Origin of the sequence: Corynebacterium sp. HMSC075F02 (genome assembly GCF_001838335.1) — a bacterium.
Lineage (GTDB): Bacteria > Actinomycetota > Actinomycetes > Mycobacteriales > Mycobacteriaceae > Corynebacterium > Corynebacterium jeikeium_D.
This window is the reverse complement of sequence record NZ_KV836312.1, coordinates 125,744-149,418: the sequence shown is the minus strand read 5'-3', so window position 1 is coordinate 149,418 and position 23,675 is coordinate 125,744. Positions and strand designations below refer to the sequence as shown.

General features: G+C 58.6%; 18 protein-coding genes and 1 tRNA gene. 15 read left to right on the top strand and 4 right to left on the bottom strand.

Annotation, left to right across the window (positions count from 1 at the left end):
* Positions 1-129: 129 nt before the first annotated feature.
* From HMPREF2920_RS06345 to HMPREF2920_RS06315, 7 genes are all read left to right on the top strand, one after another.
* Positions 130-1,404, top strand: a complete 1,275-nt coding sequence (locus HMPREF2920_RS06345) for a PhoH family protein (RefSeq protein WP_042388806.1) — start codon at positions 130-132, stop codon at positions 1,402-1,404.
* A gap of 97 nt (positions 1,405-1,501) precedes the next feature.
* On the top strand, positions 1,502-2,638 hold the full coding sequence (locus tag HMPREF2920_RS06340; RefSeq protein ID WP_069359226.1) for an ABC transporter ATP-binding protein: 1,137 nt from the start codon (positions 1,502-1,504) through the stop codon (positions 2,636-2,638).
* Positions 2,639-2,719: 81 nt separating this feature from the next.
* Positions 2,720-3,931 (top strand): DUF4032 domain-containing protein, encoded by a 1,212-nt coding sequence (locus HMPREF2920_RS06335; RefSeq protein WP_172620277.1) that lies wholly within the window; start codon positions 2,720-2,722, stop codon positions 3,929-3,931.
* 525 nt (positions 3,932-4,456) lie between these two features.
* Entirely contained in the window at positions 4,457-5,740 is a 1,284-nt protein-coding gene (locus HMPREF2920_RS06330) for an ABC transporter substrate-binding protein (protein WP_088611979.1), read from the top strand.
* Between the two features lie 179 nt (positions 5,741-5,919).
* On the top strand, positions 5,920-6,765 hold the full coding sequence (locus HMPREF2920_RS06325) for a carbohydrate ABC transporter permease (RefSeq protein ID WP_016423090.1): 846 nt from the start codon (positions 5,920-5,922) through the stop codon (positions 6,763-6,765).
* Between the two features lie 18 nt (positions 6,766-6,783).
* On the top strand, positions 6,784-7,680 hold the full coding sequence (locus tag HMPREF2920_RS06320; RefSeq protein WP_042389412.1) for a carbohydrate ABC transporter permease: 897 nt from the start codon (positions 6,784-6,786) through the stop codon (positions 7,678-7,680).
* A 115-nt stretch (positions 7,681-7,795) separates the two neighbouring features.
* Complete coding sequence (locus HMPREF2920_RS06315) at positions 7,796-8,428, top strand: MusI family membrane protein (protein WP_049189607.1); 633 nt, start codon at positions 7,796-7,798, stop codon at positions 8,426-8,428.
* 78 nt (positions 8,429-8,506) lie between these two features.
* Here HMPREF2920_RS06315 and HMPREF2920_RS06310 read toward each other — a convergent pair whose 3' ends face one another.
* Entirely contained in the window at positions 8,507-9,511 is a 1,005-nt protein-coding gene (locus tag HMPREF2920_RS06310) for a PfkB family carbohydrate kinase (RefSeq protein WP_070429154.1), read from the bottom strand.
* 94 nt (positions 9,512-9,605) lie between these two features.
* On the opposite strand from HMPREF2920_RS06310, the gene HMPREF2920_RS06305 reads away from it, so the two are divergent.
* The 3 genes from HMPREF2920_RS06305 (at position 9,606) to HMPREF2920_RS06295 (ending at position 14,049) form a co-directional block, all read left to right on the top strand.
* Positions 9,606-10,172: a thymidine kinase gene (locus HMPREF2920_RS06305; RefSeq protein ID WP_038625984.1), complete on the top strand. Its 567-nt coding sequence runs from the start codon at positions 9,606-9,608 to the stop codon at positions 10,170-10,172.
* 497 nt (positions 10,173-10,669) lie between these two features.
* Positions 10,670-12,358, top strand: coding sequence for an ABC transporter ATP-binding protein (locus tag HMPREF2920_RS06300; RefSeq protein WP_160310019.1), 1,689 nt, complete (start codon positions 10,670-10,672; stop codon positions 12,356-12,358).
* Complete coding sequence (locus tag HMPREF2920_RS06295) at positions 12,355-14,049, top strand: ABC transporter ATP-binding protein (RefSeq protein WP_049189604.1); 1,695 nt, start codon at positions 12,355-12,357, stop codon at positions 14,047-14,049. Before HMPREF2920_RS06300 ends, HMPREF2920_RS06295 begins: the two co-directional genes overlap by 4 nt.
* 304 nt (positions 14,050-14,353) lie before the next feature.
* Here the strand turns inward: HMPREF2920_RS06295 and HMPREF2920_RS06290 are convergent.
* Positions 14,354-14,427, bottom strand: a tRNA-Ile gene (locus HMPREF2920_RS06290).
* Positions 14,428-14,708: 281 nt separating this feature from the next.
* Between HMPREF2920_RS06290 and HMPREF2920_RS06285 the strand changes: the two genes are divergently transcribed.
* The 4 genes from HMPREF2920_RS06285 to HMPREF2920_RS06270 all read left to right on the top strand — a co-directional run bounded on the left by HMPREF2920_RS06285 (position 14,709) and on the right by HMPREF2920_RS06270 (position 19,809).
* Entirely contained in the window at positions 14,709-16,352 is a 1,644-nt protein-coding gene (locus HMPREF2920_RS06285; RefSeq protein ID WP_083327114.1) for a DHA2 family efflux MFS transporter permease subunit, read from the top strand.
* 317 nt (positions 16,353-16,669) lie between these two features.
* Complete coding sequence (locus tag HMPREF2920_RS06280) at positions 16,670-18,052, top strand: dicarboxylate/amino acid:cation symporter (RefSeq protein WP_070854093.1); 1,383 nt, start codon at positions 16,670-16,672, stop codon at positions 18,050-18,052.
* Between the two features lie 10 nt (positions 18,053-18,062).
* A complete protein-coding gene (locus tag HMPREF2920_RS06275; RefSeq protein ID WP_070854092.1) occupies positions 18,063-18,917 on the top strand; it encodes a serine hydrolase domain-containing protein in 855 nt (284 codons plus the stop codon).
* A 268-nt stretch (positions 18,918-19,185) separates the two neighbouring features.
* Positions 19,186-19,809: a DUF3145 family protein gene (locus HMPREF2920_RS06270; protein WP_070854091.1), complete on the top strand. Its 624-nt coding sequence runs from the start codon at positions 19,186-19,188 to the stop codon at positions 19,807-19,809.
* On the opposite strand, the gene HMPREF2920_RS10625 is transcribed toward HMPREF2920_RS06270, so the two are convergent.
* Positions 19,785-20,150, bottom strand: coding sequence for an acyl carrier protein (locus HMPREF2920_RS10625; protein WP_083308422.1), 366 nt, complete (start codon positions 20,148-20,150; stop codon positions 19,785-19,787). The genes HMPREF2920_RS06270 and HMPREF2920_RS10625 overlap by 25 nt on opposite strands.
* A complete protein-coding gene (aceE, locus tag HMPREF2920_RS06260; RefSeq protein WP_070854090.1) occupies positions 20,150-22,906 on the bottom strand; it encodes a pyruvate dehydrogenase (acetyl-transferring), homodimeric type in 2,757 nt (918 codons plus the stop codon). Before aceE ends, HMPREF2920_RS10625 begins: the two co-directional genes overlap by 1 nt.
* Positions 22,907-23,182: 276 nt before the next feature.
* On the opposite strand from aceE, the gene HMPREF2920_RS06255 reads away from it, so the two are divergent.
* The gene (locus HMPREF2920_RS06255; protein WP_005511050.1) at positions 23,183-23,593 is read left to right on the top strand and encodes a DUF3052 domain-containing protein; all 411 of its coding nucleotides are present in this window, start codon (positions 23,183-23,185) and stop codon (positions 23,591-23,593) included.
* Positions 23,594-23,675 lie beyond the last annotated feature (82 nt).

Below are 23,675 nucleotides of genomic sequence, written 5' to 3'. Positions count from 1 at the left end.
TCGGTGCTCGGTCACTTCCTTAGGGTTCAACTTGAGGATTAGAGCCTGTAACCAACTGTGGTTCATCTGATAACCAAGCATTCATCTCACAACCACGTAATTTCTACCTCTGACTTTTAGCCTGAGGGCATGCGTACCTACGTGCTTGATACCTCGGTCCTGCTGTCCGATCCCCACGCCACCAAGAAGTTCGATGAGCACCAAGTTGTGCTTCCGCTGGTCGTGGTGAGTGAGTTGGAGGCCAAGCGCCACCACCCAGAGCTGGGGTGGTTCGCCCGAGAAGCGCTCCGTTTCCTCGAAGAACTGCGTTACCGCTACGGCCACCTGGACCGGCCTGTGCCCGCCAATGATCTTGGCGGGTTTATGCATATTGAGCTCAACCACTCCGATCCCTCCATCCTTCCCGCAGGCTTCCGCACCGCCGAAAACGATCACCGTATTCTCGCTTGCGCCCTCAATCTTCAGCACGATGGCCATGATGTCGTGCTGGTCACCAAAGACATTCCGCTTCGCGTCAAGGCTGGTGCGGTCGGCTTGCCTGCCGACGATTACCGCGCCCAGGACGTCGTTCTGACTGGGTACTCAGGAATGGTGGAAGTAGACGTCGACCCGGAGGAAATTGATCGTCTCTTCGCCAATGGCTTCCTTGAGCTCGAGCAGATCCAGGATCAGCCGCTGCACTGCGGCGTGCAGCTCAGCGCTGGTAGCCAGTCTGCGCTGGCACGGGTGAGCGCCCCGGGCGTCGTCAAGCTTGTGCGGGGCGATACGGAGGCGTTTGGCCTGAAGGGGCGGTCGGCGGAGCAGCGTGTGGCGCTTGACCTGCTGTTGGATGACTCGGTGGGGATTGTGTCCCTCGGCGGCCGAGCCGGTACGGGTAAGTCGGCGCTTGCGCTGTGCGCGGGACTGGAGTCGGTGCTGGAGCGCGGACTGCATCGCCGGATTGTGGTGTTCCGTCCGCTCTACGCGGTAGGTGGTCAGAACCTTGGCTACCTGCCAGGTAGTGAGGACGAAAAGATGAACCCGTGGGCGCAGGCTGTTTACGACACCCTGGAGGGATTGGTTTCAGACAACGTGATGGATGAGATTGCCTCGCGCGACATGCTGGAGGTACTGCCACTGACACACATTCGCGGTCGTAGCCTGCATGACAGCTTCGTGATTGTCGATGAGGCACAGTCGCTGGAGCGCAACGTACTGCTGACGGTGCTGTCGCGTCTTGGTAGCAATTCCCGGGTCATCCTTACGCACGACGTGGCGCAGCGTGACAACCTGCGCGTCGGCCGCCATGACGGTGTGCAGGCGGTGATTGAAAAACTCAAGGGCAACGAGCTTTTTGCACACATCACGCTGAAGCGCTCGGAGCGCTCGAAGATTGCGGAGCTCGTGACGGGGCTGCTCGATTAAGAGTAAGCTTGTGAGGCAGATACGTAGGAGCTGTTCCTGCGGTTACTTTCACTCGGATCGTTCGGCACGTACCTGCCGATGAAAGGTTTGTATTCACATGGCTACTGTGACTTTTGCTGATGCCACTCGCATTTACCCTGGTGCGACGAAGCCTTCTGTGGACAAGTTCAACTTGGAAATTGCCGATGGCGAGTTCCTGGTTCTGGTGGGCCCCTCCGGTTGTGGTAAGTCCACAACACTGCGCATGCTTGCCGGTCTGGAAGAGGTCAATGAGGGCAAGATTTTCATTGGAGATCGTGATGTGACCAATGTCTCGCCCAAGGATCGCGATATTGCGATGGTCTTCCAGAACTACGCCCTGTACCCGCATATGACGGTGCGCGAGAACATGGGCTTCGCGCTCAAGATTGCTGGTGTGGACAAGGACGAGATTGACCGTCGTGTCGAAGAAGCTGCGAAGACCCTGGATCTAACTCAGTTCCTGGATCGTAAGCCTAAGGCTCTATCCGGTGGTCAGCGTCAGCGTGTGGCAATGGGGCGTGCGATTGTGCGCAAGCCGCAGGTGTTCCTGATGGACGAGCCGTTGTCGAACCTGGACGCGAAGCTGCGTGTTCAAACCCGTACTCAGATTGCGGCCATGCAGCGTCGGATGGGTGTGACCACCATGTATGTCACCCACGACCAGACTGAGGCGCTGACCATGGGCGACCGCATCGCGGTCATTAACTTCGGTGTTCTGCAGCAGGTCGGTACCCCGCGGGAACTCTACGAAACCCCGGCAAACGAATTCGTCGCGGGCTTCATTGGCTCGCCTGCGATGAACCTGGGCACGTTCAACGTCTCTAATGGTTACGCCACGTTGGGTGAGGCCAAGATTAAGCTGCCGGAAGCCACACTTGCTGCAATCGTGCCGGAGGATCAGAACCAGATTATCGTGGGCTTCCGTCCGGAGGCATTCGACCTGGTCGAGGGGCCGGGCGATGACGTCATTCCGGTGCAGGTTAACTTGGTCGAGGAATTGGGCTCCGATGCATTCATGTATGGCGATCTCGTCGGTGGCGGAGCATTGAGCTCCGGATCTTCCTCTAACCCGGACGAAGAGGAACACGGTCAGGTGGTTATTCGTACCGCCCCGCGCACCGCGCCGCAGTTGGGCTCGGTAGTTTACGGCAAGATTCGTCCGGGCATGCTGCACCTGTTCTCGAAGTCGACTGGTATGCGCCTTCCGGCCTAAACTCTTTCGTTTAGATGAAATGAGTAGCTGGTAGGGCAGTGGGACAGTAAGACAGTTTTAGGAGCCACCGTGTCGGAAACTATGAAAATAGCCGCGACAACGGTGGCTTCAAAGCTTTTGCGCCTTCCTTGGCATATACCTCTGGAACAGTGGCCAGACGATTTGTTGGCCGCCCTACCTCAGGGAATTTCGCGGCACATTGTTCGATTCGTCAACTTGGATGACCGCGTCATTGCAGTGAAAGAAATTGGTGAGTTCACTGCTCATCATGAGTATCGAATGCTGCGTGACCTGGTCAGGCTCGGTGCTCCATCGGTTCGCCCGCTCGCGGTCATTACTGGCCGCAAGGATCCAGATGGCGAACCGTTAACTGCGGCACTCGTCACAGAACATCTCGAGTATTCGCTGCCGTATCGTGCAGTTTTTTCTCAACAGGTCACCCGCGAAACTGTGGTCCGCCTGATTGACTCGCTGGTAGTCCTGCTAGTTCGGTTACATCTCCTTGGTTTTTACTGGGGCGACGTGTCGCTGTCGAACACGTTGTTTCGTCGTGACGCAGACGCTTTCTCCGCCTACCTTGTCGACGCGGAAACGGGAGATTTGCAAGGCACACTCTCAGATTCCCGCAGGCTTTACGACGTTGACGTTGCCCATACCAACATCATCGGAGAGCTCATGGATCTGCAGGCCGGCGGATTCCTCGATCCTGAGTTGGACGTAATTGCGGTGGGTAGGCGCATTATTGAGCGTTATGAGGACCTGTGGCAAGAGCTGACGGGGGAAGAATCTATTGGTGTTGAGGAGCCTTGGCTTGTCGATGAGCGGATTCGCAGGCTCAACGACCTCGGTTTCGATGTTGGCGAGCTGAAAGTCACCAGTGATGGTGGCCGCGTTGTGTTCCGACCACGAGTGGTTGACGCAGGGCATCACCATAGGCAGTTAATGCGACTGACGGGGTTGGATGTTCAAGAACGGCAAGCGAGGCGGATGCTCAATAGTATGCAGACCTTTCGGTTGGCGGAAGGTCTTGAAGGGGTTCCGCTAGAGCAGGTTGCGCACCGATGGCTGCGTGAAGTTTTCGAGGCCACAATCCTGGCTGTGCCCGAGGGGCTGCGTGGAAGGCTGCAGGATGCGCAGGTTTTCCACGAGGTCTTGGAGCATCGCTGGTACATGGCAGAAAAACGCCGTGCGGATGTGCCGCTTCAAGAAGCGGTGCAGAGCTACGTAGACCGAGTGTTGCCCGGGCATCGCGACGAGTCCGTATATCTTCCGGCGAGCGATGAGGTCGAGTAGCTCTCTAGAAGCAGACTGTCGAGCGTACGATTATTTCAAAAGTGACAAGTAAACGACTCGCCAGGATATTATAAAAATATACATTCACGCCAAACAGGGGTGCTTTTGGTGGTCGGGTGGTTGTCGGGTCTGCGTGTGATTGTCGCGGCCAGGTGCTTACTTTGGTGCCGGTAGGCGGCTCTGTTCAGCGAAAACAGCTCGAAAACAGCTCAAATTCTAGGTGTGCTTTCGAGAGCTTTTGCTATTTTTCTCCTTTGCATTTGTTCACAGCTGGCTGAAGGCCAACCTAAATTGGTTTTGGTCAAGTAAGATTTTGGTGAGACCGAATACCCGCGTGGGTGGCGTCGAAGTTCGCATGAAAGGCTACTTCTAGCCGCAGGGCGGGATAATCCAATTAGGCCACGGCTGCTGGCAAATATTCGTCCGAATTGCTCGGAGGATGCCATTGAAGTGGCCTTTCTTCTCAAGGGAGAAAATATAGTGAAGAACTTCAAGCGCCTTTCAGCTCTGTGTGCAGCAGGCCTGATGGCAACCGCTGGTTTGGTTGCGTGCTCGAGTGATGATGCGGTTGCAGATGGTGGTGTCTACTTCCTTAACTTCAAGCCGGAGCAGGATGCCGCATATCAGAAGATTGCGAAGGCATACACTGACAAGACTGGTGTCCAGGTCAAGGTCGTTACTGCTGCTTCGAATTCCTATGAGCAAACTCTGAAGGCCGAGATTGGTAAAAAGGACGCGCCAACACTGTTCCAAGTCAATGGTCCGGCGGGCCTGCGTACTTGGCAGGAATACATGGCAGACATGTCTGACACTGAGATCGCACAAAACCTCAACGAGGGCATCGAGCCGCTGAAGGGCGAGGACGGCAAGGTATACGGCGTCCCGTTTGCAGTCGAGGGGTTTGGCCTGATCTATAACGAAGAGATCATGGACAAGTACTTCGCGCTGCCCGATGCCAAGGCCAAGAGCATCGACGAGATTAAGGCCTTCGGAAAGCTGAAGGAAGTTGCTGAGGACATGCAGGCCAAGAAGGACAAGCTGGGGATTTCCGGCACCTTCGCTTCCACCTCGCTTGCATCCGGTGAGGATTGGCGCTGGCAGACACACTTGGCCAACGGACCGGTTCATTATGAATTCGAGGACCTTGGCACCAAGGAAACCGCTGATGTGAAGTTCAAGTACAACAAGGAGTTCAAGAACCTCTTTGATCTGTACCTGAATAACTCCACTGTCGAAAAGACTCTGGCCCCGTCGAAGGCTGTGTCCGACTCGATGGCGGAATTCGCCCAGGGCAAGGCCGCTATGGTTCAGAATGGCAACTGGGCATGGTCCCAGATCAACGATGTCTCCGGCAACGTGGTCAAGCAGGACAAGATTAAGTTCATGCCTATGTACATGGGCCTGAAGGACGAGGATAAGACCGGCATCTCGGTTGGTACTGAGAACTACCTGACGGTCAACTCCAAGGCTTCGGAGGCTTCCCAAAAGGCAACGAAGGACTTCGTCAATTGGCTGTTCAACACCGATGAGGGCAAGAAGTACGTCGTCGAGGATCTCGGATTCATCGCTCCGTTCCAGAACTTCACTGAAGCCGACACTCCGAATGACCCGCTGGCCAAGGAAGTGGCCGCAGCAATTGAGAACGAGGACCTGACCACCATCCCGTGGGACTTCCAGTACTTCCCGTCGCAGCAGTTCAAGGATGATTTTGGCGCAGCGCTGGCGCAGTACGCTTCCGGAAAGATGCCGTGGGACAAGGTTGTCGAGACTTTCGCCGACAGCTGGAATGCGGAATCTCCGAACAATTAAATACCAGCAAATCAATGGTGATCCATTCCATCGGTGAGTGTGAAGCGAAAGCTTCTCGCGCATGAACAACCGACGGAATGAGTTCATCCAATGGCAAGGCGGAGCTCGGGGCTCGGTGACCTGTTAAACCGGTCTCGAGGCACCGGGCTCCGCCTTTAGCTTTAGGAGCGGTGTTGTAGATGCAAGCAACATTGAAAAAGTATTTCCCAATTTTCGTGCTACCCACGCTGATTGCCTTTGCAATCGCGTTCCTGGTGCCGTTCGTTATCGGTTTCTTCCTATCATTTACTGACTTCACAACCATCACTAATGCGCAGTGGGTTGGTATCGAGAACTACCAGAAGGCCTTTAGTGAGCGCGAGGGCTTCGTCGCCTCCTTCGGATTCACTCTCATGGTGGTTGTTGTTTCCATCATTACTGTGAACTTGTTCGCGTTCTGGATCGCATGGATTCTGACGCGCAAGCTGAAGGGCACGAACTTCTTCCGCACAGTCTTCTTCATGCCGAACCTTATCGGTGGCATCGTGCTCGGTTATACCTGGCAGTCGATGATTAACGCCGTGCTGGCATCGTACGGTACGACGATTGTGTCCGACTGGAAGTTCGGTTACGCCGGTCTGATCATCCTCATCAACTGGCAGCTGGTCGGTTACATGATGATTATCTATATTGCCGGTCTGCAGAATGTCCCACCGGAGCTCATCGAAGCTGCGGAGATTGATGGCGCCGGACGCTGGGAGATTCTGCGGCACGTTACTATCCCGATGGTCATGCCATCGATTACCATTTGCCTCTTCTTGACTCTGTCGAACACTTTCAAACTCTTCGATCAAAACTTGGCCCTGACCAATGGTGCGCCGGGTTCAGAGACAGAAATGGTTGCTCTGAACATCGTCAACACCATGTTCAACCGAATTGGTGTGGAGGGCGTTGGTCAAGCCAAGGCAGTAATATTCGTCGTCGTGGTCGTAGCGATCGCGATGCTGCAGCTGCGTGCTACTCGCAGCAAGGAAGTGGAGGCATAAATGTCTGTCGACGCTGCAATGACCACTGAAACGGCCACCAAGCTCCCCAAGGCCAAGCCCGCTAAGCAGGACGAGGCCAAGGTGGGAGGCGTATCTAAGGTCATCATCTACGCGATTCTGGTGTTTTTGACCGTCGTGTTCTTGGGGCCAATCGCGTTCATTATCTTCAACTCGTTCAAGTCCAAGTTCGCAATTTCAGATAACCCCTTCCAGCTGCCACTAGGTGACATGTGGGTCGGGTTCGAAAACTACGCCGTCGGCCTGATGAAGGAGGGCTTCGGCTGGGCGATCGTGTGGTCCTTTGTCATCACGATCCTCTCGGTTATTGCGATTGTGTTCTTCTCTGCGATGACGGCTTACTACATCACGCGAGTGAAGACGTGGTGGACCTCGCTGCTGTATTACCTGTTTGTGTTCTCGATGGTCATCCCGTTCCAGATGGTGATGTTCCCGACCGTCAAGATCGCCGACATGCTGCATTTGAACAACCCAATCGGCATCGTGGTTCTCTACTTGGGCTTTGGCTCCGGCTTGTCGGTCTTCATGTTTGCCGGCTTCATCAAGTCCATCCCGATTGACATCGAGGAAGCCGCGATGATTGATGGCGCATCTCCGATGCAGAACTACTTCCGCATCGTTTTGCCCATGCTCAAGCCGACTGCAGTGACTGTCGCCATTCTGAACGCTATGTGGGTATGGAACGACTACCTGCTGCCGTACCTGGTCATTGGCCTGTCTACTAAGTACAAGACCATCCCGGTTGTCGTGCAGAGCTTCGTTGGCTCCAACGGTAACCGTGACCTTGGCGCGATGATGGCAATGCTGGTGCTCGCAATCATTCCGATTGTGATTTTCTACGTCGCCACCCAGAAGCACATTATCGAGGGTGTTGCTGCGGGTGCCGTTAAGGGATAGCTGCCTAAGCGTTAGCGCATAGGACGCCAAGCACCGCGTTTTACGAAAGCGAAAGCCTCAACCGCGTAGGTTGAGGCTTTCGTCTGTTAATCAGCCTTTATTAGGATATGAACCCGTGGATAGATTTTTCAGCACCGATACAAAGTTCTACGCAGCCTGGTCGCTGTTAGCAGACCTTGTAATCATCAACCTGCTGATGATCGTCGCATCCATCCCGATAGTCACTGCAGGCGCCGCAACTCGCGCTGGGGTAGTGGTCGCTCGCGACATGGTCCGTGACGAAGGCTCAAGGCCCGTACGGCGCTTCTTGCGCGCACTGTTGGACAATTGGCGCACACCAACCGTGTGGTGGCTATTCACCTTGGTTCTCGCCAGTGGCATTGGCTATGAGTTTTACGTTATCTCCCGCGCGGACCTCGGCACTGTCGGCCTGATCTTCGCCGCAGGAGTTACCTCCGGGGCGCTAATCCTGCTGGGAATTACCGCGTGGGTCTACTCGCTGTGCTCGCTTTCCGACGGTCAGTCGTCGCTACGCCGAACCCTGGCAACGGCCACCAGCATGACCGTCAAAAACCTGCCGCGGACTGCGCTCGCAGTTTTGGCGCTTCTCATCGTGCCCGCGGCCATATTCTTTTTCCCGGCGAAAATCTACGCGATTGCTACCTATGTCTTCCTCATCGGGTACGCGTTGAGTTGGTACTTGGTGATGCTGGCGCTTGAGCCCGTTCTGCCAGACAATGCTGGGTAGGTTCTCCCGCTGGCCCCACTGGCCCGGCTGGCACTGACTTAATCGGTGCCAGCTCGCACACCAGGCTGTTGACAATTCTTAGCCCGCGTACTCTTTCACAGAGGGAAAATCCTCCGCCTCGACCATCTCCAGCAGTTTTTCGCGACGTGCAAAAGCGGAGCATGCGCCGACCGCCTGTACAGCTGCTGCGCCTGCTGCGGTGGCCAGGGGGACGGCGTCGTAAAGCGAGGTGCCCTTAGCCAGTTCCGCGGTGAGCGTGCCGACGAACGCATCACCGGAGCCAGTGCCGTCGACAATCTTCTCCTCTGGCAGCTTGAGCGCGGGGTGCTCGTAGATTGTCGGCTCGTCGTCGAGACCGTCGGAGTGCTGTGCGAAGAGACAGCCGTGGTCGCCCCGGAGCATGACGACACTGGGGCAGTACTGCAGAAGTGCCTCGAGCTGTGCGCGGTAGTCGGTAGCGCGGATGCCCTCGGCGATGTCCAGGCGACGGATTGTTTCCCAGGCGCCCTTCATGTTGACGATCAGCGGATCTGCATGGTCAATCAGCGCAGGTGTAACGGTTACGACCGGATTGAGGTTCAGTACCAGACGCGCGCTGTACATGGATGCGACGGACGCGATGGCCTCAGTTGCTTCCGGAAGTAGCTCGCCTTGCGCGAGCACGACATCCGCTGATGCGAACTCGTCGACGAAATCGGTGGGGTCGGTTAGCGCATCGGCACCGCGCTGGACAAAAATCACCGGGCGACCCTTGCGGTTCGTTGCGACGAAAGCGCTGCCGGTCGGCAAATCCCAGGAAGTCTGAATGGAGTGGACATCTACGCCGTGTGCGTTGAGTTCCTCGACCACGAAATCCGCTGCGCGGTCCTCGCCAACAGTTCCGGCCATGATCGCACGGACACCGTTATAAGCGATAGCAACGGCCTGGTTGGCGCCCTTGCCGCCCAGCATATTCGTGCCGTCATCAACGATGAGCGTGCCACCTTCTGCGGGTACGCTATCGACCTGTACCAGGGTATCTAGGTGGATAGATCCACATACAACAACTGTTGGATTCTCATTCAGGTCAGGAATCGGCTGCATAAAAATATAGGATAGTCGGGAATTCAAATCCGTGTTGGCGGCCCGAGTTTACAGCCGTCAGAGCCCGCGAATCGATGCCCTACAATCGATGGCTATGGCAAAACTGTACTTCCGCTACGGAACCATGAACAGCGGAAAATCCATCGAGGTCCTCCGCGTCGCCCACAACTACCGCGAGCGCGACATGCGACCGTTGATCGCCAAGCCGGCCGTGGATACTTTGGCTGATGGTGACGTGCACTCCCGCATCGGAATCGCGGAACGCGCGCACCTCATCCACGACGGCGATGACCTCTCCTCGCTTGCCGACGGCCACGATTGCCTTATCATCGATGAAGCACAGTTTCTTACCCCTGACCAGGTCGATCAGTTGCTGGGCATTACCCTTCGCGGTACCCCGGTGCTCTGCTACGGCCTGCGTACCGACTTTCGCACCCATGCCTTTCCAGGCTCCCAGCGATTGCTCGAAGTTGCCCACACCATTGAGGAAATTAAGACAATCTGCACTTGTGGGCAGAAGGCCATCTTTACTGCACGGTTGAATCCGGACGGCAGCATTATCCTCGACGGCGAAACCGTGGAAATTGAGGCACTCGAAGCGCCGAAGTACATCTCCCTGTGCGCCAGCTGTTACAACCGGATGTCGGGGAAGTGGGCGTGAGCTGCCTAGGGTAGTCCCGGGAGCTAGGAGTGGGACAAGAAAACGGGCGAAGAGGAAAAGGGACAAAAAGGGAATAGCCCCGGCAGTCGATGAACTAGCCCCCTTAACCTCCAACCCTGCCCAAAGACCGAACGCTTCGGGTGTTACTCGAAACTCACCATGGTGTCGTCAAATACGTGCTCTAAACACAAAGCGCCTACACGGGGCTTGACCTCTACGGACACCTGAGCTTCTTCAGTCACACCGCGATGTCCTCGGCGGTACCGGCTGTCCACCGCTCATGGCTGTGGGTGCCTCGGAATCACCGACGTACTTACAGACGCGTTACTAGTTAGGTTAGGATAGCCTTATATAAAACAAGAGTGGTTGTCTACTGAGGAGGTAACGCAGTGTCGGACGCGACTGACGAACCCACCACGGCGCCCAAGGGGCCGACAAGTCAGCCGACGGAGGATAGTGCGAACACGGGGAAACCCGCCTGGCGCATTCTCCGCCCGGTGTCCGCCCCCATCGCCGTCGCCCTTTTGCTGCAGGTGCTCGGGAGCTTGGCCAGTGCCATTCCACTGCTGGCGTTGGTCCGGATCGTCAATGAACTACTCCTAGGCACTGACAAGGTGTGGCCAGCAGTATGGTGGTTCATCGGTGGACTCGGTGGCGCACTCGCCCTGGGGTCGCTGGCGCTGCTCATCACCCATCTGGTCGACCTGCGGCTACAGGCCGAGTTGCGCGTGCAACTGGCCGACAAGCTGAGCCGACTCCCACTGGGATGGTTCGATCAGAGCTCCTCCGGACGCGTCCGCCGCATAATCCAAGACGATGTCGCGAGCCTCCACCACCTTGTCGCCCACGCGCTGGTCGAGATCACCGCGGCGGTTCTGACACCGGTGGTCGGCGTCATCGTCGCACTGACCATCGACTGGCGACTCGGGCTGTGCTGCGTGATCAGTCCGGTGGCCTACATGGTCCTGTTCTCCGTGCTCGCGCCCGGAGACATGCGCTCTGTCATGGCCCGGATTGCCGAGTCGCTCTCCGAGGTCTCCGCCGCGGTAATCGAGTTCGTCGATGGGATCGCAGTGCTGCGCGTGTTCGGGGCTGAGGAGACTGGCTCGGCGCGCTTCACCAGGGCGTCAGACGACTTCACCTCGGAGTTCCGCACGCTTGTCACACCCCAGATGCGTGCCCACGCCATCGCTCTCACGGCCCTGGGGTTGCCGGTCGTCGCGCTGACTGTCGTCGTTCCCGGTGCTGCCATGGTCGCCGCCGGGTGGAGCGATGTCGCCGACGTCGTCGTGGTCACCATGATCGCTCTGTCGCTGCCCGCCACGCTGCTCACGGTCGGGGCCGGGCAACAACACATCAACGACGGGCTAGAAGCCGCCGGACGACTCATCACCCTTCTCGACGAGCCCGAACTCCTCGTGGCTGAACATCCCCTCGAGCCCGCCGGGACCGATGTCTCGATCGAGAACGTGACCTTCGGGTACGCGCCAGATGAGCCGGTGCTGCATGGGGTGTCGCTCACCGCACGAGAAGGATCGGTCACCGCGTTGGTCGGGGCCTCTGGCTCGGGCAAATCGACCCTCGCATCTCTCATCGCCCGCTTCCGTGACGTTGACGCCGGTGCGATCCGGATCGGCAACGTCGACGTGCGCGACATCGACCCGCACGTGCTCCATCAACACGTCGGCATCCTGCTGCAAAGCCCGAGCCTGCCTTCCATGAGCATCCGCGACAACATCGCGCTCGGGCGTCCGGGCGCGACCGACGAGGACATCCAGCACGCCGCCTCCCTAGCGGCGATCGACGCGCGGATCCGCGAACTACCCCGCGGATACGGCAGCGTTGTCGGAGAAGACGCTCGGCTCTCCGGCGGTGAGACCCAGCGCGTGGCCATCGCGCGGGCCATCCTCGCCGACCCTCACGTGCTCATACTCGACGAGGCCACCTCCGCGATCGACCCCGAGAATGAGGCCGCGATCGGGCAGGCCCTCGCCGAACTGACCCGGGGACGCACGGTCATCATGATCGCCCACCGCCTTGGCACGATCACCCACGCAGACCAGATCGTCGTCCTCGACCAAGGGCGAATCGTCGAACAAGGCGAACACGAATCCCTGCTCGCCGCCGATGGGCAGTACGCCGCGCTATGGCGCAACCAGGCCGCCGTCACGGGAGGTGCTCGATGATCACGCAGATTGAACGGATCGCTGGACAAGAAGGACGCTCAACACTCCAGCGATTCACAGCAGTGGCTGTGGCGGCCGGAGTCGCACAGGGACTGTCACTGGCATGTCTGGTCCCAGTACTGGCCCACCTGGCCCAGGAGACTTTCAGCTCGACGCTCTGGTGGTTGATCGCAATGGTGGTTTGCGCCGGCGTCCATGCCCTACTCACGGTGTGGGTCACGCGCGGGAGCGTCGATTTGACCATGTCTCTGATGTCGTCGATGCATCGCCAACTGGCGCGGCAGCTCATGCGTCTGCCGATGGGGTGGTTCGATGGCGGGTCCGCAGCCAACGCCTCACGGCTCTCGGTCCGCGGCACAATGTTCGTCGCCACCGCGATCGGCGACGTGCTTGCTCCGCTCATCGGTTACGTGGCGACTCCGTTGACTCTAGTGCTCGTGACCTTCTTCCTTGACTGGCGGCTGGGACTCTCGCTCGCCGTCGGGGTCCCGCTCGTGTACGCCTCGACTGTGCTGGCTCGCTCCTGGAGTGCCCGGGCCGACGCCCGACTCACCACCGCGGAACACCGCACGGATGCCGCGCTGCTCGACCTGGCCAAGCACCAGACGGCGCTGCGCGGGGCGCGAGTGGCAGGTTCTGGCTATGCACCCCTGGCATCTTCACTTGACCGACAACGTCGCCTCGGTATGTCGGCCCAGCTGGCCTCCGCCGCATCGATGATTGTCCAGAGTGTCGTGGTACAGACGGTCTTTGGCGCTGTGGTCACCGTGGCCGTATGGCGCAGTCTCGGCGGTGTGGACCCGCTCGTGATGATCGGTCTTATCCTGATCGTCACCCAGGTAATGGGCCCCCTCCGCACACTTTCTGAACTCGGCACGGCGCTGCGCCGCATGGATCGTGAACTCGACCAGGTGGTCAATTTGCTAGACGAGCCGGGGCTACCGGAACCCGAGCAGCCAGTCCCAGCACCGACGCATCCGCCGGAGATTGCGATTGACGCAGTGCGCTTCGGCTACGGAGACGCGATGGTGTTTGATGATCTCAATCTGACTGTTGCGCCGGGATCAGTTACTGCCATCGTCGGGCCATCCGGGTCGGGCAAGACCACGCTCACTCGCTTGATCGCCCGCTTCCATGACGTGGACGCAGGGGCCGTGCGGCTCGACGGCGTGGATGTTCGCGACATGGCCAGTGCCGATGTCCTCGGGGCAACGTCGTTGGTGTTCCAGGACGTCTATCTCCTTGACGACACCCTGCGCGCGAACGTGTTGCTCGGTCGTCCAGAAGCCACGGACGCCGAGGTGAACGCCGCCGCGAAAATAGCTCGGGTCGACGAGATCGTCGATCGCTTGCCACAAGGGTGGGCGACCCGCGTCGGTGAAGGTGGCAGACTGCTCTCGGGCGGCGAGCGGCAGCGTGTGTCAGTGGCCCGCGCTGTGTTGAAGCGAGCGCCTGTGTTACTGCTGGATGAGGCGACCTCATCGCTCGACGCGTCCGCCGCCGTGGCTGTGCAGGAGGCACTGCGCGAACTCAGCGGATTGGCGACAGTGCTAGTAATCGCGCATCAGGAGCACACGTTGGCGGCTGCCGATCAGGTCGTTATGTTGGACGGCGGGCGCGTGGCCGCAGCGGGGACGCATGAGGATTTGCTAGATTCGTCGCCGGCCTATGCCCGGCTGTGGGCTCGATAGTGATAGCTAACTCGGTAACCCAAGTCAGGCGTGCCGAACGCCCGCAATGGGGGACCGAGCGGTCTTCCAGGGCTCGACACATCATCGACCCAACGGCCAACTACCAAAAGAAAACCAACATAGAGCACTTCGCCCCACGCCGCTCACCACCCACCTGCCGGAGTAACCCCACCGCCTAAAAGTGTCAACAATGTCATGAGACATCTTGGCAAGCAGGTTGCGAGACAGCAGCCCCCAAAATCGGCGCTGGGAAGCGGAAACGTCCCACAGCACACTGTCAAGAATGCTGCGAGACTTCACATCGTGCCCCCAGCAGGGCTCGAACCTGCGACAAAAGGATTATGAGTCCTCTGCTCTAACCGACTGAGCTATAGGGGCAAGGATTTGGCACTGTGAAGTGGTAATTAAGCACTATGAACCAATGCCCAAAACCTCATAGCATCATAGCAATCTGCCACCGTGCGGTGATAAAAGCCCTATAGCCAGCGACTCTGGGAGCAGTTACACAGGCCCAATGAATCTGTCCCTCGTTCTCAATGACCTCATCTCCCGGGCGGGATGAAGCAAGCTGCCTCCCCATCCTCAACGAACCAAAGCCCCCGCAAAGTTACGACTTTCGGTTGATGAATCAGTGCTTGGACACTTCTAGCATTAATCCTATGAGTACAAAACCTCCCTTGAGCAGCGCCGACGTCTCAGCCGACGCACAAGCCGGTGCCACAGCGAAAGCGAAGGGCACCCCCGTCATGGCAATCGCCAACGAGGATCAGATCGCTGAGTTCGCGGCCTCACCACAGCGATGGTGGGGGTTGCTCGTGCTCGCGGTTGGCCTCGGCATGATCGTCCTGGACGGCACCATCGTCGGTGTTTCATTGCCGACCATCATTTCGGAGCTGAGTCTCGACATCGTGGGCGCGCAGTGGATCACCACAATCTACTCCGTCGTTTTCGCCGCACTACTCCTGACCTCTGGCCGCGCTGGCGACCGCTTCGGCCGTCGAACGCTTTTTCTCGTCGGTCTGGTCATCTTCACGGTCGGCTCCGTCGTGGCCGCACTTTCCACAGCCTTGGCGCCACTGGTCATTGCCCGCGTCATCCAAGGCATTGGTGGCGCGTGCATTCTGCCATCAACACTGTCCAGCGTGAACGCACTATTCCGTGATAAAGATCGTGCCACCGCATTCGGCATCTGGGGTGCGGTCATGTCTGGTGCTGCAGCAGTCGGCCCACTCCTGGGTGGCGTGCTTACGCAGTTTGCTGGTTGGGAAGCTATCTTCTGGGTCAACGTGCCTATCGCCGTCGTGCTTTTCGTCCTTGCGCTGCGCTGGGTGCCGAACACCGCAGGCGATACCAATGGCGAGGGTCGCTTCGATGTCCTTGGCCTGGTGTTGTCTGGAATTGGCTTTGGTGCCGTGGTCTTCGGCATCATTCAAGGCGCCAAGATAGGGTTTGCTTTTCCCTCCGCACCCGTCGTCACGCTCTTGGTTGGTGCGGTGGTGCTTGTCGCTTTCGTGCTGTGGGAAAACAGTCGTCGGAAGAACGCGGATCCTGCGCTGTTGGACGTGTCGATGTTCTCCTACGCCACGTTCAGCTGGGGGAATACCACGGCGATGCTTGTCGCGGTGGGTGAGTTCGCGCTGGTCTTCGTGCTGCCGCTCTACCTGGTGTCTGCGATTGGCTTATCGACGATCGCAACCGGCCTGGTCCTGGCAGCAATGGCTCTCGGTGCGTTCTTCGCAGGTGCCATGGCGCGTCATCTGGCAGCTCGGATTACCCCGGCCGGTGTGGTGATTGTGGGCCTTGGTCTCGAGGTCTTTGGTTCGCTGCAGTTGGCGGCCGAAGAGCGCGTTGACCTGCCGCTGTGGCTCGTTGTATTTGCATTGATCGTCTACGGCCTGGGTCTTGGTCTGGCATCGGCACAGTTGACCTCGCTGGTGCTTGGCGATATTCCGGTGCGTCTGTCGGGGCAGGCATCGGCAACGCAGTCGACAATTCGGCAGATTGGTTCGGCGCTCGGTGCTGCGCTCGGTGGTATGGCGCTGACGATTGGGCTGGATCGTGAGATCGCGAAGCTGTCGCCGGGCCTGGAGCAGATGGGGCAGGGGCTGAAGGATTCCGCTGGCTCGATGCTGATTGGTCTGCGTGCGCAGGGTGCTCCCGACGGTGTGTTGGTGCCGCTGACAAATGCGTTTGCACATGCCACGCAGTTTGCGCTGTATTCCGCTGTCGGCGCGTTGACTATTGGCTTCCTCTGCTCGCTGAAGGTACTGCAGTTGCGCAGGCAGGCTGAGAAATCGAATTAGCGATGTGGAATATTCGGGTGAGGGGCCGTGTTGGAAATTGGTGTCACAACATCAATCGTGGCAGTCTTATCGTTTGTCTCTTGACCGGACTTGCTAGATAGAAATGACCAACATGAAAATGCTCACAAAGCGGCGTTGGCTCGATTACGGCCGAATCTCCACTTCCTCCTGTCGCTAAACACTTCGGGGCTTCCGCCTCGCTGCGCCTGTCTCTTCGAGGCTGAGCTCAGCGGCCTCGGATCCCGTCGCGCTCATTTGTCAGACGGCATAAGGCGCGGCACAAGTGTTTTCAGAGAAATAAAACTCCAGGAGGAAAAGTGAATAAATTTAAATGGGCGACCGGCTTCGGTGCCCAAGTTGTCTATGGCCTGATTATTGGTCTCATTTTGGGCTTCATGGCCCGCAGTACTGGCGATGACTCCTCGCTGCGCACAGCGCTCGACGAGGTCGGCAGTACCTACGTCACGCTGTTGAAGCTGCTCATCCCACCACTAGTTGTCACCGCAGTCGTAGTGTCGATTGCCAACCTTCGTCAGGTCGCAGGTGCAGCCAAGCTGGCTGTTTCGACACTGATTTGGTTTGCCATTACGTCCTTTGTATCGGTGGTCATCGCCATCGTGCTGGGCTTGGTCATCAAACCGGGCGTTAACTCTGGTGTGGATGCCTCGGCAGCGCAAGAGCCGAGTTCCGTGGGCTCCTGGTGGGGATTCCTGCAGAGCATTGTCCCGCAGAACTTCCTCGGCCTTGGCGTGAAGATCAGCGAATCTGACGGTGCTGTATCCGGCTCGCTGAACTTCAACGTCCTGCAGCTGCTGGTCATCGCGATTGTCTTCGGTGTCGCCGCAGTGAAGGTTGGCCCGAAGGCTGAGCCATTCATCGAGTTTTCCGGCTCTCTTTTGACCATCGTGCAGAAGGTGCTGTGGTGGGTCATCCGCCTGGCACCGATTGGTACCGCAGCCCTCATCGGCCACGCCGTCGCTGAGTATGGCTGGGAAGCGCTCGGCAGCCTGGGCAAGTTCGCCATTGCTATTTACGTTGGCCTGTTCCTGGTCATTGCAGTCGTGTACCCAGTCGTGCTGAAGATTCATGGCATTAGCCCAATCGACTTCTTCCGTCGCGTCTGGCCAGTGACCTCGCTCGGCTTCTTCACCCGTTCGTCTATGGGCGTCATGCCGGTCACTGAGCGCGTTGTCTCCCGTCGTCTGGCCGTACCGGATGAGTACGCCTCCTTCGCAGTACCGCTGGGCGCCACCACGAAGATGGATGGTTGCGCCGCCATTTACCCGGCTATCGCGGCTATCTTCGTCTCGCAGTTCTACGGTGTGCCGTTGGACTTCACGGACTACCTGCTCATCATCTTCGTCTCCGTTATCGGTTCGGCTGCAACTGCTGGTACCACCGGCGCTACCGTCATGCTGACCCTGACCCTGTCGACCCTTGGCCTGCCACTTGCCGGCGTCGGCCTCCTGCTGGCTGTCGAGCCGATTGTGGATATGGGCCGCACTGCGGTGAACGTTACCGGTCAGGCCGTGGTCCCGTTGGTCGTCGCAAAGCGTGCGGGAATCTGGGATAAGGACGAGTGGGACGCCAGCGCCAACGCCGACCTGTCGCCAGCCGACGAGTCGGACGACGAGTCTGCAGACGCGCCTGCTGAGAAGTCCGATTCCGCCGAAAAGTCCGAGTCCGCCACGCTTGCGTAGTCTTGAGGACATGACTTCTTGGAAGCCCTCTGTTCTTGCGCAAGTTGATCAGTGGCCAGTTGACACGGTCGCGGCTGCCGTGCGTGCCGACGATGGCAGTTGGCACACCCACGGAGATAGCGGTCGCGTTTTTGAGCTCGCCAGTGTGACCAAGTTGCTAGCCGCTATGGGAATGCTTGTAGCCGTCGAAGAGGGCGCGGTGGAGCTCGACCAAGAGCTCACGCCACCCGGTCACGGCGCGACTGTGCGTCACCTTCTGGCGCACGCCGGCGGAGTGGGGTTTGCCAGCCGTGAGCTGGAAAAAGAACCAGGGGAGCGGCGCATTTACTCCTCCGCGGGCTTTGACATCATCGCCGATGCCATCGCTGCGGAGGCAGAGATGCCGTTTAGTGAATACCTGCGCCAGGCCGTGTTTGAGCCGCTGGGGATGTCAGATTCCGTGCTGGATGGCTCGGCAGGGCATGGCGCGCGCAGCAGTGTCGCTAATCTCATGGCCTTCGTCGATGAGGTTCTCGCCCCGACTCTGCTGCATCCCGATACCGTGACCGAAGCGTTGACGGTGCAGTTCCCGGGCCTGAATGGTGTGGTGCCGGGCTATGGTATGCAACGTCCGGCCGATTGGGGCCTGGGCTTTGAGATTTTCGGACACCCCGATTCCAAGCAGGGGCTGTGGTTTGGTGTTTCGATGCCCAAGGACGTCGCTGGCCACTTCGGGCAGGCGGGTACGTTCCTGTGGCTGCATCGTCCAACCGGACGGGCGGCGATCGCCTTGACCGACCGAGCTTTCGGGGAGTGGGCAAAGCCGCTGTGGACTGACTTCAACGATGAACTATGGCGTGAACTGGAAGAACACGCTAAAGATTAAGGGGATATGAGCTAAGTCGGCGTCGCTTGCGGCGTCGATTTTTCGTCTCAGCGCTAAATCACATCTGGGGGATTAAGGACAACTTGAGGGTTGCCAGCAGCCGTCTCGGAAATAACAATCATAAACACGTGCAACGCAAACCTCAGAAGTGTTGTTTTACCGCAGTGCTTTTTTCTGCAGTGTGGCAAGTGTCGTTGGATGAGTTCGTAGGGGAAGACGAATCTCGTCTTACACCAATTGACCGCAACTTTTCCGAGGACCTTCGTCTATGCGCACCCAACTTTCAGGCGTCCTGTGGATTCACAGCATGCCAGGGCCGCTGCAACCACACATCACGTGGGCGCTGGCCCGACTCAGCATGCCCGATGGCACTAAGCCAGGCCGGGATATTTGGCGTGCGACCGACCAGGATGCCACTTTGTGCGCAGAGGTGACTTTCACTGCAAGTGCAGACACCATCGCCACACTGGTGGACAACCTGGCTAGGTGGCCCCGCCTCTATTTCGAGCTGGCGCAAGACCCAGCCGTGGATGATGACGGCTCCGCCATCGATGGCATGCGCTACTGTCATACCCCGCAGCTGGGGACTTTCGCCGGACAGACCGATGCCGCCGGAAACATCGTGGTCAACGAGGATGCGCTGCGTTCCATCATGGCACGCGGCGGCGACATCGCAGGCGCCCTCGACGCGGCCATCGGCGGGCCGTGGGATCGCGTGTTAGAGCCGATGCGCATGATGACGGCAGGCTACGCCCCCGAAGAGTGCTTTACGACGTCCACCCCTGCCGGACCCGACAGTGCCAGCGGCAACTCGACCGCTGGCAACGCAGACCTCGGCGGGGTAGAGGCAGCTAACGTGCTGCAGCTCTACCCGCGCCGGGCGGCGATGTAGTCAACTACATCGCCAAGGGTCTTAAACGAGGGAATGTCCTCGTCCTCAATGCGGACTCCCAGCCCTTCCTCACAGCGGACGGCCAACTCTACGACGCTCAAGCGGTCAAAGCCGTAGTCGGTCAGCGGAGTGGGGAGCTCTAGGGACTCCACCTCGTCGTTAGCCATCTTTTTGACGATTGCCGCGACCTCTCCGTGAAGACCTGCGGGCAGGTCAGCGTCGGCGGAACCCTTCTTCGAGCCCGCGTTCGCTGCATTGAGAGAGGCATCGTCAGCGTCACCGGCTCCGGTGACCTGTGTGCCCAATAGGGCGCTGAGCTGATCTCCAAGGCTAGAGGTCATTATTCAGCGTCCTGAGTGGTTGCGGTTGGATCGGTAATCTGCAGCTCTTCGGCTGCTTCCTGGGCGACACTCTTGTCGAGCTTGCCAGCGCGTGCCAGTGCGGCCAGGGCCGCAACAGCGACTGACTCGCCGTCGGAGTTGAAGTAGCGGCGAGCGGCCGGACGGGTATCCGAGAAGCCGTAGCCGTCGGTGCCGAGGACAGTGTAGTCACCCGGAACCCACTTGCGAATCTGCTCCGGGACCGCACGCTGGAAATCAGTCACCGCGATGAACGGCCCATCGGTGTCGGACAGCTGGCGGGTAACGAAGGCGTCCTCGACCTCTTCAGCCGGGTTGTGCAGACGCTCAGTGTCACGCTCGTGTCCATCGCGAGCCAGCTCATTCCACGAAGTCACCGAGTAAATCGAGGAAGCCACACCGTAGTCTTCCAGGATGTCCGCGGCGCGCAGCGCCTCCTGCATGCCAATGCCGGAAGCCAGCAGGTTGACATGCTTGTCGCCCTCAGCCTTGCGGAAGCGGTAGATACCGCCAAGCAGCCCTTCGACATCGAGGTCTTCCGGGACAGCCGGCTGCGAAGTCGGCTCATTGTAGATAGTCAGGTAGTAAATGACATCTTCGCCGCGCTCCGGACCATACATGCGGTCGATACCGTCGCAGACGATGTAAGCAATCTCGTAGCCGAATGCTGGGTCGTAGGAGACCACGGACGGGTTCGTAGCTGCCAGCAGCTGGGAGTGACCGTCCATGTGCTGCAGGCCTTCACCTGTCAGCGTCGTGCGACCGGCGGTGGCGCCGAGTAGGAAGCCGCGGGACATTTGGTCACCGGCAGCCCAGATGGAGTCAGCCGTGCGCTGGAAACCGAACATCGAGTAGAAGATGTAGAGCGGAATCATGGCCACGCCATGGGTGGCGTACGCCGAGCCGACAGCGGTAAACGACCCCACAGAGCCCGCCTCGGAAATGCCCTCGTGCAGAATCTGGCCGTCCTTCGCTTCCTTGTAGGACAGCATCAGTTCATGGTCGACCGGAGTGTAGTTCTGGCCGTGCGGGTTGTAGATCTTCAGCGTCGGGAACCAGGAGTCCATGCCGAAGGTGCGGGCCTCATCAGGGATGATAGGCACGAAGCGGTCCTTGAGATCCTTATCGCGCATCAGGTCCCTGAAAACACGCACCGTCGCCATAGTGGTGGCAACCTTTTGCTTACCTGATCCCTTGAGGAGGTTTTTCAGGGTTTCCGGCTTTGGCGTTGTCAGTGGTTCGTAGCTAGTGCGACGCTCCGGCACGAAACCGCCGAGTTCTTTGCGACGCTCCAGCATGTACTGCACTTCCTCGGACTCCGGGCCCGGGTTGTAGTACGGCGGCAGGTAGGGATCCTTCTCCAGCTCCTCGTCGGAGATCGGAATGCGCTGGTTATCACGGAAAAGCTTCAGATCATCGAGCGTCAGCTTCTTCATCTGGTGGGTCGCGTTGCGGCCCTCGAAGTTATGGCCGAGGCCATAGCCCTTAACCGTGTGCGCCAGAATGACGGTCGGCTGATCCTTGGTCTCCAAGGCCTTCTTGTAGGCAGCGTAAATCTTGCGGTAGTCGTGGCCACCGCGACGGAGGTTCCAAATCTCCTCGTCGGTCATGTCCTCGACCAGCTTGGCAGTGCGCGGGTCACGGCCGAAGAAGTGCTCGCGCACCCAAGCGCCGTTGTTAGCCTTCAGCGTCTGGTAGTCGCCATCGCAGAACTTATTCATCAGGTCGACTAGTGCGCCGTCCTTGTCCTTAGCGAAGAGCTCGTCCCACTCGCGGCCCCAAACGACCTTGATGACATTCCAACCAGCGCCGCGGAAGAACGACTCCAGCTCCTGGATGATGCTGGTGTTGCCGCGCACCGGACCGTCGAGGCGTTGCAGGTTACAGTTAATGACGAATGTCAGGTTATCCAGGTTGTGCAGCGCCGCATGCTGAATGGCGCCACGAGATTCCGGCTCGTCCATTTCGCCGTCACCGAGGAAGGCCCAAACGTGCTGCTGGGAGGTGTCCTTGATGCCGCGGTCATGCAGGTAGCGGTTGAAGCGTGCCTGGTAGATGGCGTTGAGCGGACCAAGGCCCATGGACACCGTCGGGAACTCCCAGAACTCCGGCATGCCATGCGGGTGCGGGTAGGAGGGAAGGCCATTGCCCTCGCCGAGGGAGACTTCCTGACGGAAACCGTCGAGGTCCTCTTCGGTCAGACGCCCCTCTAGGAATGCGCGGGCGTACATACCCGGCGAAGCGTGGCCCTGGAAGAAGACGTGGTCACCGCCGCCTGGGTGGTCTTTGCCGCGGAAGAAGTGGTTAAAGCCGACCTCGTAAAGCGGTGCGGCGCCCGCATAGGTGGAGATATGTCCGCCCACGCCGATACCCGGACGCTGTGCGCGATGGACCATAATTGCCGCATTCCAGCGAATCCACTTGCGGTAGCGGCGCTCAATGTCCTCATCGCCTGGGAATTCTGGCTCCATCTCAGTTGGGATGGTGTTGACGAGGTCTGTCGAGGTCAGCGGCGGTAGAGCCACGCGCTTTGCCGTGGCACGTTCCAGCAGGCGCAGCATGAGGAAACGTGCGCGCTCCGGACCTGCCTCTTCTAACAGTCCGTCGAGAGACTCAAGCCACTCCTTGGTCTCTTCAGGATCTGCATCCGTGAGATAGGAGGCGACCCCATCACGGATAAGGGCAAAGTTTGACTCATCAGAGTGGGCTTGTGGCGTACCCGACGAGGTATCGGACATTGTGAGCTCCTTTCAGTCCCTGAAGGAAAGGCAAAGGTTATTTTTCTCCACTCTACGTCTGAATCGTTTGTTGTGCCCCTAGCCGTTTCTTGCACACGCTTTCACCGAACAATCCGGTCGGCTTTACGACGAACATTGCGAAGAACACTGCGAAAACTGCACCTTTTTGGGGAAATTCTTATTTTGCAGCTGTGAAAAATGTATTTGAGCGGTAAAATTTCTCCACATAGTTCGAAAAATCGAGCTGAATATTTTTTCTAGAGGAGGAAAAGGGAAGTGGTCAACGCCACAGGCGCTGCTCATGAATATGCGAGCAGGCTCGGCATCAAGGAAGGTCAGCTAGTCCAGGAGGTTGGCTGGGATACAGACTGTGACTCAGCAATCAGTGAGTCGGTCGAGAATTTCCTGGATGCAGACCTGCTCGACGAAGACACGGATGAGGTTGTCGACGTCGTATTGCTGTGGTGGCGTGAAGAAGACGGCGACTTGGTCGATGGCCTTGTGGATGCTTCCCGCCCTTTGGAGGATGAAGGCCGCGTTTGGCTGCTCACGCCAGGCGCTGGTCAGCCGGGCGCCATTGATCCTGGCGTGATTGATGAGTCCGCACAGCTGGCAGGTTTCTCCAACACCTCGGCGCTTCGTCTGGGGGATTGGCAGGGCAATTGCCTGGTGCAGCGCTCTAGCTAGCCGGTTCTAGCTGATTGGCTTTAGCTAATCAGCTAAATTTGGCCACTAGCTGAGCTGTTGCTGGGTAGGGCTGCCGTGAGGC